At 71.2% G+C, this 15,104-nt stretch carries 17 protein-coding genes; 4 read left to right on the top strand and 13 right to left on the bottom strand.

Annotated features, from left to right (window positions below):
• Nucleotides 1-50: 50 nt before the first annotated feature.
• The 7 genes from AB0E94_RS14265 to glyA all read right to left on the bottom strand — a co-directional run bounded on the left by AB0E94_RS14265 (nt 51) and on the right by glyA (nt 4,882).
• Entirely contained in the window at nt 51-875 is an 825-nt protein-coding gene (locus AB0E94_RS14265) for a F0F1 ATP synthase subunit delta (RefSeq protein WP_360326198.1), read from the bottom strand.
• A complete protein-coding gene (locus tag AB0E94_RS14260) occupies nt 875-1,420 on the bottom strand; it encodes a F0F1 ATP synthase subunit B (RefSeq protein WP_360326196.1) in 546 nt (181 codons plus the stop codon). The genes AB0E94_RS14265 and AB0E94_RS14260 overlap by 1 nt, the downstream gene beginning before the upstream one ends.
• Before the next feature lie 26 nt (nt 1,421-1,446).
• Nucleotides 1,447-1,680: a F0F1 ATP synthase subunit C gene (locus tag AB0E94_RS14255; protein ID WP_360326195.1), complete on the bottom strand. Its 234-nt coding sequence runs from the start codon at nt 1,678-1,680 to the stop codon at nt 1,447-1,449.
• 76 nt (nt 1,681-1,756) lie between these two features.
• Complete coding sequence (atpB, locus tag AB0E94_RS14250) at nt 1,757-2,542, bottom strand: F0F1 ATP synthase subunit A (RefSeq protein ID WP_360326193.1); 786 nt, start codon at nt 2,540-2,542, stop codon at nt 1,757-1,759.
• 15 nt (nt 2,543-2,557) lie between these two features.
• On the bottom strand, nt 2,558-2,719 hold the full coding sequence (locus AB0E94_RS14245; protein ID WP_170167211.1) for an AtpZ/AtpI family protein: 162 nt from the start codon (nt 2,717-2,719) through the stop codon (nt 2,558-2,560).
• A 280-nt stretch (nt 2,720-2,999) separates the two neighbouring features.
• Nucleotides 3,000-3,422 (bottom strand): hypothetical protein, encoded by a 423-nt coding sequence (locus AB0E94_RS14240; RefSeq protein WP_360326191.1) that lies wholly within the window; start codon nt 3,420-3,422, stop codon nt 3,000-3,002.
• Nucleotides 3,423-3,571: 149 nt separating this feature from the next.
• Entirely contained in the window at nt 3,572-4,882 is a 1,311-nt protein-coding gene (glyA, locus tag AB0E94_RS14235) for a serine hydroxymethyltransferase (protein WP_360326190.1), read from the bottom strand.
• Between the two features lie 82 nt (nt 4,883-4,964).
• Between glyA and AB0E94_RS14230 the strand changes: the two genes are divergently transcribed.
• The gene (locus AB0E94_RS14230; RefSeq protein ID WP_360326188.1) at nt 4,965-6,428 is read left to right on the top strand and encodes an SDR family oxidoreductase; all 1,464 of its coding nucleotides are present in this window, start codon (nt 4,965-4,967) and stop codon (nt 6,426-6,428) included.
• On the opposite strand, the gene AB0E94_RS14225 is transcribed toward AB0E94_RS14230, so the two are convergent.
• The 4 genes from AB0E94_RS14225 to prmC are packed head-to-tail and all read right to left on the bottom strand — an operon-like array spanning nt 6,411 to nt 9,547.
• Nucleotides 6,411-7,376, bottom strand: coding sequence for an L-threonylcarbamoyladenylate synthase (locus AB0E94_RS14225; protein WP_360326187.1), 966 nt, complete (start codon nt 7,374-7,376; stop codon nt 6,411-6,413). The two genes, AB0E94_RS14230 and AB0E94_RS14225, sit on opposite strands and share 18 nt — an antisense overlap.
• Before the next feature lie 16 nt (nt 7,377-7,392).
• Nucleotides 7,393-7,989: a phosphotyrosine protein phosphatase gene (locus AB0E94_RS14220; RefSeq protein ID WP_360326185.1), complete on the bottom strand. Its 597-nt coding sequence runs from the start codon at nt 7,987-7,989 to the stop codon at nt 7,393-7,395.
• 1 nt (nt 7,990) lies between these two features.
• On the bottom strand, nt 7,991-8,635 hold the full coding sequence (locus AB0E94_RS14215; protein WP_360326360.1) for an L-threonylcarbamoyladenylate synthase: 645 nt from the start codon (nt 8,633-8,635) through the stop codon (nt 7,991-7,993).
• Nucleotides 8,636-8,659: 24 nt separating this feature from the next.
• Nucleotides 8,660-9,547: a peptide chain release factor N(5)-glutamine methyltransferase gene (prmC, locus tag AB0E94_RS14210; RefSeq protein WP_360326184.1), complete on the bottom strand. Its 888-nt coding sequence runs from the start codon at nt 9,545-9,547 to the stop codon at nt 8,660-8,662.
• Nucleotides 9,548-9,614: 67 nt separating this feature from the next.
• On the opposite strand from prmC, the gene AB0E94_RS14205 reads away from it, so the two are divergent.
• Nucleotides 9,615-11,114 carry a GGDEF domain-containing protein gene (locus tag AB0E94_RS14205; protein ID WP_360326182.1) on the top strand — a complete coding sequence of 500 codons (1,500 nt, stop codon included), beginning with the start codon at nt 9,615-9,617 and terminating at the stop codon, nt 11,112-11,114.
• A complete protein-coding gene (locus tag AB0E94_RS14200) occupies nt 11,111-12,481 on the top strand; it encodes a PQQ-binding-like beta-propeller repeat protein (RefSeq protein WP_360326180.1) in 1,371 nt (456 codons plus the stop codon). The genes AB0E94_RS14205 and AB0E94_RS14200 overlap by 4 nt, the downstream gene beginning before the upstream one ends.
• Here AB0E94_RS14200 and prfA read toward each other — a convergent pair.
• Both prfA and rpmE read right to left on the bottom strand, forming a co-directional pair.
• Nucleotides 12,465-13,556, bottom strand: coding sequence for a peptide chain release factor 1 (prfA, locus tag AB0E94_RS14195; RefSeq protein WP_360326179.1), 1,092 nt, complete (start codon nt 13,554-13,556; stop codon nt 12,465-12,467). The two genes, AB0E94_RS14200 and prfA, sit on opposite strands and share 17 nt — an antisense overlap.
• A 79-nt stretch (nt 13,557-13,635) precedes the next feature.
• Nucleotides 13,636-13,860: a 50S ribosomal protein L31 gene (gene rpmE / locus AB0E94_RS14190; RefSeq protein WP_093619065.1), complete on the bottom strand. Its 225-nt coding sequence runs from the start codon at nt 13,858-13,860 to the stop codon at nt 13,636-13,638.
• Between the two features lie 196 nt (nt 13,861-14,056).
• Between rpmE and AB0E94_RS14185 the strand changes: the two genes are divergently transcribed.
• Nucleotides 14,057-15,103 (top strand): RNA ligase, encoded by a 1,047-nt coding sequence (locus tag AB0E94_RS14185; protein ID WP_360326178.1) that lies wholly within the window; start codon nt 14,057-14,059, stop codon nt 15,101-15,103.
• The last annotated feature ends 1 nt before the right edge of the window (nt 15,104 follow it).

Genomic DNA, 15,104 nt, shown 5'->3' with positions numbered 1-15,104 from the left:
GACGTCACCGCCGCCGAGGGGGCTTCTCGATGGGAATCGAGGGGAAAAAGCTATTTGGCGAACGCCTGCTTGGCTGCGTTCAGCTTGCGCAGGACCGTGCCGTCGTAAAGGTCGGAACCGACCCGGACGCTGACACCACCGAGAACACCGGGCACGACGTCCACCTTCAGTGACACGTCACGGCCGTACACCCCGGTCAGCTTCGCGGCCAGGGCCTGCTCCTCGGCGTCGGTGAGCGGCTTGGCGACCGTCACATACGCCACCTCGCGGTCACGCTTGGCGGCGGTCGCCTCGACCAGCCGGGTGAGCGAGGCCTCGAAGCCACGGCCACCGAAGCCGGTCAGCGCCACCTCGACGAGCCGGACCGTGACGACGTGGGCCTTGCCCTTGAGCAAGTCCTCCACCAGCTTAACCCGGCCCCCGAGGGGAGCGTTCGCGTCGCTGAGGGCGCTGGTCAGGGCGGTGTCGCCGGCGACGATCTGGCCGAACCGGAACAGCTCGTCCTCGACGTCGGCGAGTTTGCCGTCACGTTCCGCCGAAGCGAGAAGCGCGTCGACACCCAGGTGCTCGGTCGCGTCCAGCAGCTGGCCGGGACGTGCGAACCGGCCGGCCACCAGCGTGGCCACCGTGTCGACGGTGGCCTTGGAGACCTTGCCGGTCAGCAGCGACTCGATCAGCCCGGCACGGTCGGAACCGGGCCGGGACGGGTCGGTCAACGCCCGGCGCAGGCGCAGGTCGGACCGCAGCAGGCCGGCCACCGACAGGATCTCGTCGGCGACCGTCACCAGCTGCGGAGCCGTGATCGACGCGGTCTCGGCGACCAGCCGGTCCGACGCCTCGCCGTAGGCCTCGCGGCTTACGCTCGGGGACGTCATCAGCGCTGTCCCGCCGTGTCGAGGTCGGCGATGAACCGCTCGACGGTGCCACGGGTGCGGGCCTCGTCAGCGAGGGCCTCGCCGACGATCTTGCTGGCCAGGTCGACCGCGAGCGTGCCGACCTCGGACCGGAGCTCCCGGACGATGGCCTCACGCTGGGCGGACAGCTGCTCGTTGCCGGCCGCGATGATGCGGTCCGACTCCTCGCGAGCCTTCGCCAGCACGTCCTGACGGATGCCCTCGGCGTCGGCCCGGGCCTCGTCGCGGATGCGAGCGGCTTCGGTCCGGGCTTCGGCGAGCTGCGCCTTGTACTGCTCGAGCAGCTGGTTCGCCTCGGCCTGGGCGGTCTCGGCGCGCTTGATGCCGCCCTCGATGGCGTCCACCCGTGCCTGGAACGTCTTCTCCATCTGCGGGAAGACGAACTTGATCAGCACGAAGCAGAGCACGCCGAAGGCGACCGAGCCGACCACGATCTCTTCCCAGATGGGAACGATCGGGTTGTGCTTGGCTTCTTCCGTGGCCGCGGCCAGGTAAAGATCGATCATGGGAACCTCCTAGTCGAGGTCGACGATCAGACGTTTCCGGCCCAGATGAAGCCGAACGCGATGCCGAGAAGCGCGAGCGCCTCGATGACGGCGAAGCCGATCCAGACGAACGGCAGGGTCAGGCGGGACGACTCCGGCTGGCGGGCGGTGGCCTGGATGTAGGCCGAGAAGACCAGACCGACACCGATGCCGGGGCCGATGGCAGCGAGACCGTAACCGATGGCGGCGGTGCTGCCCTCAACGGCGGCGATAAGAGCCATTGCTAATTCCTCCTGGTATCTCGCGTGACGATCACGCGGGACGACAACGGGTGTTAAGCGGAGATCGGGGTACTGCTCAGTGCTCGTCGGCGAGCGAACCCTGGACGTAGCTCGCGGTCAGAACCGTGAAGACGTAGGCCTGGAGGCAGATCACCATGAACTCGAGGAAGGTGATCGCGATGGTCAGCACCCACGACAGCACGGAGACCGGCGCCAGGAAGACGTTCGCGTTGATCATCGCGAAGCCGCCGAGCGTGAACACCAGCAGCAGCATGTGGCCCGCGAACATGTTGGCGAAGAGACGAACCGCCAGCGAGAACGGCCGGACCAGGAAGTTGGAGAAGATCTCGATCGGGATCAGCAGCGGCAGGATGCCGACCGGCGCGTTCGGCTTCACCGCGTGCACGAAATACGCCAGGCCGTGCTTCTTGACGCCGACCCAGATGAACATCACGTAGCTGATCACCGCGAGCACCGCGGGGAACGCGATGTGCGACATCGGCGAGATCTGCACCAGCGGCAGGATGCCGAAGAAGTTGTTGACCAGGATGAACATGAACAGCGTGGTCAGGTACGGCGCGAAGCGCACACCCTGCGGGCCGATCATGTCGACCGCGACGTTGTTCCGCACGAAGCCGTAGATGCTCTCGGCGAGCCACTGCTTCTTCGTCGGCACCAGCTGCGGCTTCCGGTACGACGTCAGGAAGAAGATGATGATCGCCGCGACCGCCACCCAGACCAGCACCGTGATCTTGGTGAACCAATAGCTCTCATGCTGGTTCCACGGCAGGATGCTGGGCAGGTAGAAGTCCTCGACGCTGGGCGGGAATGCCGCCGCGAGGACCGTCGACTGACTGATCACCTTGGCCCTTTCCTGTCAGGCGCCGAGACGGCGCACGATGAGGTACACACCGCCGGCGACCCCGAGGATCGCGCCGATTCCGGCGAAGATGCCCTTGGTTCCGACGAAGTGGTCGACGAGCCAGCCGATCCCACCCCAGGACAGAATGCCCGCGATGAGATACGACAGTGCGGTCATGCCCGCACCTGAGTCAGGAGGCGGGTTTGAACCGTCGTCACCGCGAGATTCGGGGGGAGGTTTCTGGCCGGTCATGACGGCCCGAACGATATCAGCAGGAAACACGAAGCTAAGCGGGACCCCCCGCACAACCGTAGTTGTCCAGGCGTCAGGGGTCTCGCAACTGACTGGACACGGTACTCCTGTCGCGCCAAATCGGAACACGGCACGAGCGAAGAGGTCACCGGATAGTGGCGACTTGCCCGGTTCTCACATCGCTGACCAGGGAGAACGAGGTGCTCTAGATCACTTTCCGGGTTACTCGGCGGTGCACCCACCAGGCCTGGACGCCGGTCCACACCACGACGCCGGCGACGATGCCCCAGCCCAGGGCGTCCCACCCGGGCCATTTGATGCCGACACCGATCGCCAGGATGACTCCCAACAAGGAATATTTCACCACATAGGTGAGCATTCCGAGGGGCATCAGCAAAGCCGGCCGAACCGTGTCCGCCCAGGCGATGACCAGGGTGGACATCGTGAAACTGACGGTCACGATCAGCACGCCGGCCGCCGCGCCCAGAGCCGCATCGCGCCCACTGGTGACGAATCCCACCGATCCGGCACAGAGCAGCAGCGCCATCGAGACCGCGGAGAGCAGCGGCAAATGCTCGATCCGCCAGGCCGGATTCGCTGGTGGAGCCGGACGCTCCTCGGTCGGCACCTGACCCACCACAACCCCCACTAGAGACGTTCCGCAGCGCGCCACGCTATCACCGCGCCCGGATCACCCCGCGAATCAATCCACCGCCGGTTAAGGCTCGTTAAGGCGTTGTTCCCGGAAATCCACCCGGGAATCAACCTGCGTCCGTTTCAGTGCGCGAGCGCGGAATCGGCGGGCAATTCCGTGCCGAGCGGATAGGGCGGGAAGCCACCCACGATCTCGGCCACCTCGGCGGCCGCCTCGCGGATCACCGCCTCCCCCGCCGTGGTGTCCGCCCCGTCCCGCACCACCCGGCCGATCAGCCCGGCGATCCGGCGCATCTCACCCTCACGCATCCCCTGCGACGTGACGCTGGGCGTGCCGACCCGGACGCCTGATGCCACCGCGGGACGCTCCGGGTCGTACGGCACCGGGTTCTTGTTGAGGGCGATGCCCGCCTTCGCGCAACGCGCCTCGGCCTCCCGTCCGGTCACGCCCACCTCGCGCAGGTCGAGCACCGCGAGATGGTTGTCGGTGCCGCCGGTGACCGGCCGCAGTCCCTCGGCCGTCAGGCCGGCGGTGAGCGCCCGCGCGTTGCGCACCGCCTGGTTGGCGTAGCCGCGGAAGGCCGGTGTGCCGGCCTCGCGGAAGGCGACCGCCTTCGCCGCGATGGCGTGCATCATCGGCCCGCCCTGGGCGAACGGGAAGACCGCCTTGTCGATCCGCCGGGCCAGATCGGACCGGCAGATGATCATGCCGCCGCGGGGGCCGCGCAGCGCCTTGTGGGTGGTGCCGGTGATCACGTCGGCGTGCGGAACCGGCGAGGGCACCGCCCGGCCCGCCACCAGGCCGATGAAGTGCGCCGCGTCGACCATCAGGTACGCGCCCACCTCGTCGGCGATCTCCCGGAACCGCGCGAAGTCGATCAGCCGAGGGTACGAGGTCGCGCCGCAGATGATCAGTTTCGGACGGTGAGCCAGAGCGAGGTCACGTACCTCGTCGTAGTCGATCTGCTCGGTCTCCGGGTCGAGGCGGTAGGCGATCGGGTGGAACCACTTGCCGGAGAAGTTCGCCCGGCTGCCGTGGGTGAGGTGCCCGCCGTGCGGCAGGCCCATCGCCAGCACCACATCGCCGGGCTCGGCCAGCGCCGCGTAGGCGGCCAGGTTGGCGCACGCCCCGGAGTGCGGTTGCACGTTGACGTGCTCGGCGGCGAACAGGTCCGTCGCCCGCTCCACGGCCAGTGCCTCGGCCCGGTCCACGTGCGCGCACCCGCCGTAGTAGCGCTGCCCCGGGTAGCCCTCGGCGTACTTGTTGGCCAGGGTCGACCCGAGCGCCGCGAGCACCGCCGGTGAGGTGAAGCTCTCGCTCGCGATCAGCTGGAGCGTGTCCCGCTGGCGTGCCACCTCGTCGAGGAGCACGGACGCGATCTCCGGATCCTCGCGTTCGAGCATCGCGAAGTCCGGCCCCCAGAAGGTGCCCACGCTGGCCTCCCGAGATCGAGGAGCCTTCCGGTTTCCGAGCATATGGCTTGTGACCCCCGGTTCGTGGGCACAGTCTCCAGTTATGCGGTGCTTGGTGACCGGCGCGACCGGCTACATCGGTGGGCGGCTCGCGCCCAGACTTCTCGAAGCGGGACACCAGGTGCGATGCCTGGCACGCAGCGCCGGCCGGCTGCGGGACGTGCCCTGGGCCGGGCAGACCGAGATCGTCGAGGGCGACCTCGCCGACCCGGCCAGCCTGCCCGCCGCGTTCGAGGGCGTCGAGGTCGCGTACTTCCTGATGCACTCACTCGGGCGGCCGGACTTCGAGCAGCTCGACCGGGAGGCCGCGGAGAACTTCGCGGCGGCGGCGCGCGCGGCGGGCGTACGCCGCATCGTCTATCTCGGCGGGCCGGAGCCGCCCGCGCACGAGAAACCCTCCGCCCACCTGCGTTCCCGGGCCGAGGTGGCCCGGATCCTGCTGGACAGCGGTGTGCCGACGGCGGTGCTCCGCGCCCCGATCATCATCGGTTCCGGTTCGGCGTCGTTCGAGATGCTGCGGCACCTCACCGAACGCCTTCCGGTCATGGTCACCCCGCGGTGGGTCAAGAACAGGATCCAGCCCATTGCGGTACGGGATGTGCTGCGCTACCTGATCGGCGCGGCCGGACTCCCGCCGGAGGTCAATCGCGGGTTCGACATCGGCGGCGCGGACGTGCTGACCTACGCCGAGATGATGCAGCGCTACGCCCGGGTGGCCGGGCTCCCCCGCCGGGTCATCGTGCCGTTGCGCCCGCTCAGCCCGTGGCTGTCCGCGCACTGGGTCGGCCTGATCACCCCGGTGCCGAACAGCATCGCCCGTCCCCTGGTGGCCAGCCTGATCCACGAGGCGGTCGCGCACGAGAACGACATCGCCGGCCTGCTGCCCGGCCCGCCGCCGCTCGGATTCGACGAATCGGTACGGCTCGCGCTCGGCCGGATCAGGGACGCCGACGTGGAAACCCGCTGGTCCACCGCGTCCGGCCTGAACCCGTCGGCCGAGCCGCTGCCCAGCGACCCGGACTGGTCCGGCGGCAGCGTCTACGTCGACGAGCGGTCCCGCCCGGTGCACGCGAGCGCGGGTGAGCTGTGGCGGGTCATCGAGGGGATCGGCGGGGAGAACGGCTGGTACTCGTTCCCGCTGGCCTGGTCGGTGCGCGGCTGGCTGGACCGGCTGGCCGGCGGGGTCGGGCTGCGCCGCGGCCGCCGCGACCGGCACCGGCTGCGGGTCGGTGAGGCGCTCGACTGGTGGCGGGTCGAGGAGATCGAGCCGGGCACGCTGCTGCGGCTGCGCGCCGAGATGCGGGTGCCGGGCCGGGCCTGGCTGGAGATGCGCGCCGAACCCGACGGCGAGGGCGGCAGTGTCTACCGGCAGCGGGCGGTCTTCCTGCCGCGCGGACTGGGCGGGCACCTCTACTGGGCGTCGGTGCTGCCCTTCCACGGTGTCGTCTTCAACGGGATGGCCCGCAACATCACCCGGACCGCGGAGACGTCAGGCGGCCGCACGTGACAGGCGGTCGCGGACAGCCAGCCAGTCCTCGGTCCGCGGCGGCTCCTGGATCAGGATCGTCGCGAACCCGGCGTCGTCCAGGCGGTGCAGGGCGGCATACAGATCGGCGGCGTATTCGCGGGGATCGGCGGACAGGATCTCGGTGCCCTCGGTGCCCTCATAGGTCAGCACGGCGACCGGCTCTGCCAGGCCGGACCGCTCCACGGAACGCACGTCCTCGCGAAGAACGACCTTGGCACGCGGCGCGTAGTGCCGCCGGCTCATGCCCGGTGACGGCCGGGCGTCACCATCCGCGGTCTCGGCGTCGGGCAGCGTGATCGGGCCGACCGCCTCGCGCAGCGCCCGCAGGCCGAGCGCGCCCGGGCGCAGCAGCCTCGGCACGTCACCGGTCACGTCGAGCACCGTCGACTCGATGCCCCACGAGCAGGGGCCGCCGTCCAGGACCATCGGCACGTCCGGCAGGCTGCGGACCACGTGCTCGGCGGTGGTCGGCGAAATGCTCTCGGAACGGTTCGCGCTGGGCGCGGCGAGCGGCAGGCCGGAGGCTTTCAACAGGTCGAGAGCGACCGGATGGGCGGGGACACGGATCGCCACGGTGTCGATGCCGGGCAGGTGCCGCGCCCGCCGGACCACCAGGGTCAGCGGACCTGGCCAGAACCGGGCCGCGAGATCATCAGCAGTGGCCGGCCACATCTCGGCCAGTGCCCGGGCCGCCGCCACGTCGGCGACGTGCACGATCAACGGGTTCCAGCTGGGCCGCTGCTTGAGGCGGTAGATCTCACCGACCGCCCTCTCGTCGAAGGCGTCGGCGCCCAGGCCGTAGACCGTCTCGGTCGGGAAGGCCACCACCGAGCCGGACCGCAGCAGGCCGGCCGCGCGGGCCAGGCCGTCGGCATCCGGCGCGGCGATCGCGCCGCGCCACTGGTCATCGGTCACAACGATGGGCATTGAGAAACGGCTCCGGTCACGGGAGGAGCAGGGCGGCGAGCGGCATCGTGGTGTCCTCGATCTCGTCGGCCACCCGCTGGAACGTCTGGTCGCCGCGGCCCCACGGGTCGTCCAGGTCGTCGCCGGGCTGCGGGGCCTCGGTGCCGCGCAGCCGGGCCACCGCCTCGACGATCGCCGTGCCCCGGGCGTGCACCACGTCCGGTTTCGGCTCGGCCGGCGGCAGCGCCGTGTTGTCGACGGCGCCGAGCAGGCGGCCGAACTCACCCAGGACGAACGTGCGGGCGGCGGCATCGGGACGCAGCGCCACCACGTAGTCGTACTGATCGGCGGTGGCCGTGAGGATCAGGTCGGCCTCGTCGATGAAGTCGCCGCGCAGCTTGCGGGCCAGGAAGTTCTCGTCGGTGCCACGGCGGGCGCGGACCAGCCGGGCGGCCGGCGGGTTCATCTCCTCGCCCTCGTGCCAGCCGCCGGTGCCGGCGCTGACACTGCGCAGCAGCTGACCGCCGTCGGCGCCGGCGGCCCGCTCCCGGACAGCCCGGGCCAGCAGGCGCTCGGCCATCGGCGACCGGCAGATGTTGCCCATGCAGACGTGCAGAACGGTGAACGGAGCCAAGTCAGTCCTGCCCATCGACGATTTCCGGGACCACGTCACGGAGTTTCTCGAGCGGGATCGCCCCGGCTCGCAGGATGCGGGGGACGTCGCCGGTGACGTCGACGATCGTGCTCGGCGCCGGGTCGGCGGCCGGGCCGGCCTCCAGGTAGACGCGCACCGCATACTCCAGCTGGTCGCGGGCCTCGTCGGCGGTCAGCGGGGCCGGGGAGCCGAGCTTGTTGGCGGTGGTGACGGCCATCGGGCCGACCTCGCGCAGCACCTCGAGCGCGACCGGGTGCAGCGGCATGCGGACGGCCACCTGCCCGCCGGTGTCCCCGAGATCCCACTGGAGGCTGGGCGAATGCTCCACGATGATGGTCAGCGCGCCCGGCCAGAACGCGTCGGCCAGCTCACGGGCCGCGCGCGGCAGCGAGTAGACCAGGCCGTCCAGCGTGTGCCGGGAGCCGACCAGCACCGGCGGCGGCACCCGGCGGTCCGAGCCGCGGGCGTGGTGCAGCTGGGTGATCGCGTGGTGGGTGAACGCGTCGGCGGCCACCCCGTAGACCGTGTCGGTGGGGAAGACCACGAGCTCGCCGCTCTTGGCCGCCTCGACAGCGGCGGCGATGCCGCGGTCCCGGTCCGCGACGGTGGCGCAGTCGTAGAGCATCACGAGATGCAGTCTGCCATGCGGCTACCCGCTGTCCCACCGGCGGCGGGCGGTCGCATATCGAGGGCGGCCGGTGAAGTCGTCGTGCGCGGTCACCTCGATGAACCGGCCGTCCGCGCGGAGCAGCCCCGGAACCGCCTCGCCGTGCACGTCGTCGTGCTCGATGCCCACCCATCCACCCGGCTTGAGCAGCGCCGCGGCCAGCGCGATGACCGGCCGGATCACGTCCAGGCCGTCCGCGCCGCCGAAGACCGCCTCGGCCGGGTCGTGGCCGGAGACCTCCGGCGGGACCACGGTGCCGTCCGGCACATACGGCGGATTGCAGAGCAGCACGTCGACCGTACCGCGCAGATCGGACAGCAGACCGGGATCGGTGACGTCGCCGGCGACCACCTCGACCACCGGATACGCCGCGGCGTTGCGCCGCAGCCAGGTCAGCGCGGCCGGGGACCGCTCGACGGCGACCACCCGGCCGGCCTCCGTCTCGTCGGCGATCGCGATCGCGATGGCGCCGCTGCCGCTGCACAGGTCGACCACCAGCGCGCCCGGCCCGGTGCGCTCGGCGCCCCACCCGGCCAGCAGCTCGGTCTCCGGCCGGGGCACGAAGACCCCGTCGCCGACGGCCGGCTCCACGTGCCGGAACGCGGCCGTGCCGAGCAGGTGCTGCAACGGGATCCGGCCGGCCCGCCGGCCGACCAGCTCGCGGAAGCGGGCCAGCTCCTCGGGCCGGATCGAGTCGATCAGCAGCAGCCGCCCGCGGGACACCCCCAGCACGTGCGCGACCAGCAGTTCGGCATCGACCCGCGGTGATTCCACCCCGGCTCGCGCGAGATCGGCGGCAGCCGCTGCCAGCTCCGGCGCCAGGCGCGCCCGATCCGTGCCCTCGCGGGGGTGTTCGTGTCGCGGTGTCACGGCATAATCATGGGACGTCGCGCACGCGGGCCCGCCGGCGACCCGCCGATGCCGTGGGAGGCGCCTGGTGAGTTGGTTGGACCAGCTCGCGGAACATGTCGATGAGCTGCGCCACGCGGGTGTGCTCCAGCAGAACGGGCAGTCGGCGACGGCCCTGCCGATCCTGGACCGCGTGCTCGCCTCCGCCTCGGATCCGGCCACCCGGGCGTACGCGTTGGTCCAGCGGTTCGGCGCGCTGATCAACCTGGGCCGGGTCGGTGAGCTGGCCGCCGCGATGGCGGCCGCCGCCGAGGCGGTCCGTGAGGTGCCCGATCCGTACCTGCGCGGGCAGATGCACGCGTTCGCGGCGCTCGGCGCCCACCTGCAGAGCAACCTGGACCGCGGGGTGACCCACCTGGTGCAGGCGGCGCGTGCGCTGGCCGCCGTCCCGCAGCGTGACTCGGAGACCGCCTGGGGCTGGCACGACCTGGCGATGGCCTACTCCTACCTGGGCTTCCACGGGCAGGCGCTGACCGCGGTGGAGCAGGCGCGGGAGATCGGCGCGGCGGCCGGGCTGGCCCCCGAGGTGTTCGCCGCGCCGGGCATCCGGCTGCGTAACGCGGTCGCCCTCGACCATCACGGCGACACCGACGGCTGCCTGCGGGTGCTGCGCGACATGGACGCCGAGCTGTCCCGCTACCTCGCCACCGACCGGCTGCGGCCCGGTAGCCGTACGGTCTACGGCTATGCGCTGGCCCGCCGGGCCGCGCTCGGTGAGCCGACCGGGCCGGAGGCGGCCCGCTGGCTGACCGGCGGCGGCGACAGCGCCCGCACCCGTGACCTGCGGCATCTCGGTTCGGTCTGCCTGTCCATCGCGTCCGGCCGGCCGGATCAGGCGCTGGCCATGCTGGCCGCGGTGCCGGTCTCGGCCGAGGTGCTCGGCCCCGCCGAGCCGGCCCGGCTGCGCAGCATCTGCCACGCCAGCGCGGGCGACCACGCGGCCGCGCACGCCGCCGACAGGTATGCGTTCCGCCTCGCCGCCCTGCGGATCGACCAGCTCCGGGACGGTTATCTGGACGGGGTGGCGGCCCGCCTGGACGCCCAGGAGACCCACCGCGACCCCGGGCGGTACGGCGACGAGACCCTCACCGATCCGCTGACCGGCCTGCCGAACCGCCGTCAGCTGGAGCGGTATGTGGACACGCTGCTGTCGCGGGGCGAGCGGGCCGCGGTCGGCGTCTGCGACGTGATCGGTTTCACCACCGTCAACCTGCGGCACGGCCGGCACTGTGGCGACCTGGTGCTACAACGGATCGCTGGTGTGCTGCACCGCGTGATGCGGCGTGGCGACTTCGTGGCCCGGTTCGCCGGCGACGAGTTCGTGCTGGTCCTTCCCGGGGCCGGCCCGCACCAGGCGGCCGAGGTGGCGCGGCGCATCGGCGCGGCCGCCACGACCGAGAACTGGCAGGCCCTGGTGCCGGGCACGTCGATCGGCCTGGCCTCGGGCTGGTCGGAGGTCGGCGCCAACGGGCGGGGACTGAGCGCGGCACTGGCGGCCGCGGCCGCGAGCAGGAAACCGACTGTATGACCACGTCCGTGATCGACCTCGGCGACGTCAGCTACTCCCCCGGCGAGCCGGAGGTCTATCCGGACGGAAGCCGCGAGTTCGACCGGGCCCGGCTCGGCCGGCTGGCCAAGGTGGCCGTGGCGGTGCTGGCCGCTCTGGTGCTCGGCGGTTCCGGGCTGCCCGGCCCGCCGGTGTTGCACGAGGTGTGGTCGATGCCGTATTCGCAGGTCGAGTCCATGGTCATCGACGAGGGCCGGCTCTTGGTGCGCCGCAACGAGGGTGGCGAGACCGACCTGACCGCGTACGACCTGGCCACCGGCGCCACCCACTGGACCCTGGACACCGGTGAAAGCCAGAACTGGATGGGCTTCACCCTGCAGGCGGGGGTGCTGCTGCTCCCCGGCGACGAGAAGACGATCGAGATCACCACGGACGACGGCGGCATGATGGGCTACTCCTACGCCGGTTCGACCACCGCCCTCGACCCGGCCACCGGCCGGCCACTGTGGGAGCGGCCCGGCTCCCCGTTCGGCGAGCCCGCGACCGACACGCTGCTGATGTTCGAGCGGTCGGATGCCGGGCCGCTCACCTGGATCCGGCTGGTCCGGGTCCGGGACGGCTCGACCGTCTGGGAGCGGCGCGCGCCGGAGAAGTCCGACACCGTGGTGGTTCAGATGGACGGCGAGGTCCCGGCCCGGGTCGTCACCGCCAGCCCCGAGGGCGACCTGACCGTGCTGCGCTACGACGACGGCACGCAGGTGTTCGCCGGGTCCGTGCCGTGGCGGCCGATGTCGTACAACACCGGGGCGGGCACCAATCTCAGCTCGGCCGCCGGGCGGCTCGTGGTGACCGACACCGGTCTGGATGTGAACACCGACCGGAGCCGGGTGACCGTCTACCGGACCGACGACCTGACGCCGCTCTGGAGCCGGGACGCCGCCGGCTGGGCGAACGTGCAGGACTGCGGCCCGCTGGTCTGTCTCGGCGTCATGCAGGAGGGCCTGGAGGCGGTCGACCCGCAGACCGGCGAGAGACGCTGGGCGATCGACGGCGCCCAGTTCGCCGGGGAGGTGGCCGGTGGCGAGCGGCTACTGATCACCGGCTCCGACGACCGGCCGCGACAGACCCTGGTCGACGCGGCCACCGGGCGGGCGATCGGGCCCGGCAGCAGCGGCGGTGTGCTCTACCAGGACGCCGGGCGGGGCACGGCGACGCTGCTGCGGGACCTCGACGTGTCCCGCAGCGCGGTGAACCGGATCGACACCACCACCGGGCGGAGCATCACGCTCGGTGGGATGGGTGGCGGCGTCCGGCAGTTCTGTATCGGGGAGCAGGGCTGGATCGTCTGCACGACCGACGACCGGCTGGTCGTCACTGCCGTCGGCTGAACTCCGTGTCGCCGGCCAGGCGGGCGGTCCGGTCGGCGCCGGCCAGCGCGTCGAGCACGCCGTCCAGTTCGCCGCCGAGCACCAGGTCCAGGTTGTAGGCGGTGTAGCCGATGCGGTGGTCGGTGATCCGGTTCTGCGGGAAGTTGTAGGTGCGGACCCGCTCGGAGCGGTCGACCGTACGCACCTGGGCCTTGCGGGCGTCGCCGGCTGCCGCGTCCGCCGCCTCCTGGGCCACCGCGAGCAGCCGGGACCGCAGGATGCGCATCGCCGACTCCTTGTTCTGGAGCTGGCTCTTCTCGTTCTGGCAGCTCACCACGGTGCCGGTGGGCAGGTGCGTGATCCGGACGGCGGAGTCGGTGGTGTTGACCGACTGGCCACCGGGACCTGACGAACGGAACACGTCGATCCGCAGGTCACCCGGCTCGATGTGGATCTCGACGTCCTCGGCCTCGGGCAGCACCAGCACGCCGGCGGCCGAGGTGTGGATGCGGCCCTGCGACTCGGTGACCGGGACGCGCTGCACCCGGTGCACGCCGCCCTCCCACTTGAGCCGGGACCAGACGCCGTGACCGCCCTCGGGCGCGCCCTTGGTCTTGACCGCGACCGAGATGTCCTTGACGCCGCCGAGGTCCGACTCCTGCGAGTCGATCACCTCGACCACCCAGCCGCGGCGTTCCGCGTACCTGGTGTACATGCGCAGCAGGTCGCCGGCGAACAGCGCCGACTCCTGGCCGCCCTCGCCCGCCTTGATCTCGATGATCACGTCCTTGGCGTCGCTCGGGTCGCGCGGGATCAGCATCTCGCCGAGCTTCTCCTCCAGCGCGGGCAGCGTCGCGGCGACCGCTTCCACCTCGGAGGCGAACGCCGGGTCCTCGGCGGCCAGTTCCTCGGCGGCGGCCAGGTCGGCGCGCGCGGCCTCCAGCTCGTCGTGGGCGGCGTTCAGTGGCGCCAGCTCGGCGAACCGGCGGCCGATCCGCCGGACCAGTGCCTGGTCGGCGTGGATCGACGGGTCCTCCATCCGCTTCTCGAGGTCCGCGTACTCGGCCAGAAGGGTGCTAAGGCGGTCGTTGCTCATCGTTCTCTCCCAACCAGGACAGCGGACCACATGCGAACGGCGCCCGCCCCGGAATCCGGGACGGGCGCCGTCGACGCGGTTACTTCTTCTTCGCGGCGGTGACCTTCGCGTACTTCGCCTGGAACTTCGCAACCCGGCCCGCGGTGTCGAGGACGCGCTGCTTGCCGGTGTAGAACGGGTGGCAGGCGCTGCAGGTCTCGACGCGGATCTCGCCGCCCTTGGCGGTGCTGCGGGTGGTGAAGGTGCTGCCGCAGGAGCAGATGACCTCGGTGGTCGCGTACTCCGGGTGGATGCCGCTCTTCATGTCTTCTCGGTCCCTCTCGAAAGTGCGGGTCGCCGGGTCGCCTGTGATGAGCAAAGACGTGAACCGGAACCCTTACTGGCCGATGTACCAGTCTGCCATGCCTCCCATACCGGCCGGAAATCAGGAGGCGCAACCGGATACACGCTGGTTAACGTGAGCGCTCCTCCCGGCATTCCCACCCTTGGAGAGCACTGTCATGACGCTGCTGAACGACGTCCTCGATCCGGCCGAGCTGGCTTCCGCGGTCGACAACGGGCTGGTCCGGAAGCAGCGTCACCCCAGCCTGCCGTTCGAGATCTACAACTACACCGAGGCCTGCCAGTACACGGCGACCTGGACCCCGGTCACGTTGATGTGCCGTGGCCTGATCGTGGCCGCCGACGGCCGGGTCGCGGCGCGGCCGATGACCAAGTTCTTCAACCACTCGGAGAGCCACGCGCCGGTCCTGGAGCCGGGGGCGCGGGTCAGCGTGACCGACAAGATGGACGGCAGCCTCGGGGTGATCTACCACGACGGGGCCGGCTGGGCCGTCGCCACCCGCGGCTCGTTCGCCTCGGACCAGGCTCAGCACGCGACCGAGGTGCTTCGTGACCGGTACGGCACGTTCGTCCCGCCGGCCGGCCTGACCGTGCTCGTCGAGATCATCTACCCGGCCAACCGGATCGTCGTGGACTACCGGGGTCTCGACGACCTGGTGCTGCTCGGCGCGGTGGAGATCGCGACCGGCCGGACCTTCGGGCCGGAGGCGGTGCCGGAGTGGCCGGGGCCGGTGGTGGAGTCGTTCACCTACGCGACGTTCGCCGAGGCGCTGGCCGCGCCGCCGCGGGACGGCCGGGAGGGCCTGGTCGTCCACTTCATCGACGCCGACCAGCGGGTGAAGATCAAGTACGCGGATTACGTACGCCTGCACCGCCTGGTGACCGGACTCACTCCGCGGTCGGTGTGGGAGATCCTGGCCAACGGCGGTGACCTGGACGCTCTGGTCGAGCCGCTCCCGGACGAGTTCCACGTCTGGGTCGAGGGCGTCGCGACCGAACTGACCGCCGAGGTCGACGCACGGGCGGCGGCGGTCGAGGCCGCCTACGAGACGATCGTCACTTCACTTCCCGAGGGCTGGGGCCGCAAGGAGTTCGCGGCGCAGGCTCTCCGTACCGAATACCGTGCCGAGCTCTTCCTGCGGCTGGACGGCAAGGACTACCGTCCCGGCCTGTGGCAGCGCGCCCGGCCGGCAGTCAAGGAGTGAC

Origin of the sequence: Actinoplanes sp. NPDC026670 (assembly GCF_040638175.1) — a bacterium.
In the GTDB taxonomy this organism is placed as follows: Bacteria; Actinomycetota; Actinomycetes; order Mycobacteriales; family Micromonosporaceae; genus Actinoplanes.
Note: the sequence above shows the minus strand (reverse complement) of the source record. Positions and strands in the feature narration are given on the sequence as shown.

Excerpts from the sequence above, each read along its gene's own strand:
- AB0E94_RS14265 (WP_360326198.1), bottom strand. The coding sequence starts at position 875 with ATGACGTCCCCGAGCGTAAGCCGCGAGGCCTACGGCGAGGCGTCGGAC.
- AB0E94_RS14260 (WP_360326196.1), bottom strand. The coding sequence starts at position 1,420 with ATGATCGATCTTTACCTGGCCGCGGCCACGGAAGAAGCCAAGCACAAC.
- AB0E94_RS14255 (WP_360326195.1), bottom strand. The coding sequence starts at position 1,680 with ATGGCTCTTATCGCCGCCGTTGAGGGCAGCACCGCCGCCATCGGTTAC.
- AB0E94_RS14245 (WP_170167211.1), bottom strand. The coding sequence starts at position 2,719 with ATGACCGCACTGTCGTATCTCATCGCGGGCATTCTGTCCTGGGGTGGG.
- AB0E94_RS14230 (WP_360326188.1), top strand. The coding sequence starts at position 4,965 with ATGCGGTGCTTGGTGACCGGCGCGACCGGCTACATCGGTGGGCGGCTC.
- AB0E94_RS14225 (WP_360326187.1), bottom strand. The coding sequence starts at position 7,376 with ATGCCCATCGTTGTGACCGATGACCAGTGGCGCGGCGCGATCGCCGCG.
- AB0E94_RS14215 (WP_360326360.1), bottom strand. The coding sequence starts at position 8,635 with ATGCTCTACGACTGCGCCACCGTCGCGGACCGGGACCGCGGCATCGCC.
- AB0E94_RS14200 (WP_360326180.1), top strand. The coding sequence starts at position 11,111 with ATGACCACGTCCGTGATCGACCTCGGCGACGTCAGCTACTCCCCCGGC.
- prfA (WP_360326179.1), bottom strand. The coding sequence starts at position 13,556 with ATGAGCAACGACCGCCTTAGCACCCTTCTGGCCGAGTACGCGGACCTC.
- rpmE (WP_093619065.1), bottom strand. The coding sequence starts at position 13,860 with ATGAAGAGCGGCATCCACCCGGAGTACGCGACCACCGAGGTCATCTGC.
- AB0E94_RS14185 (WP_360326178.1), top strand. The coding sequence starts at position 14,057 with ATGACGCTGCTGAACGACGTCCTCGATCCGGCCGAGCTGGCTTCCGCG.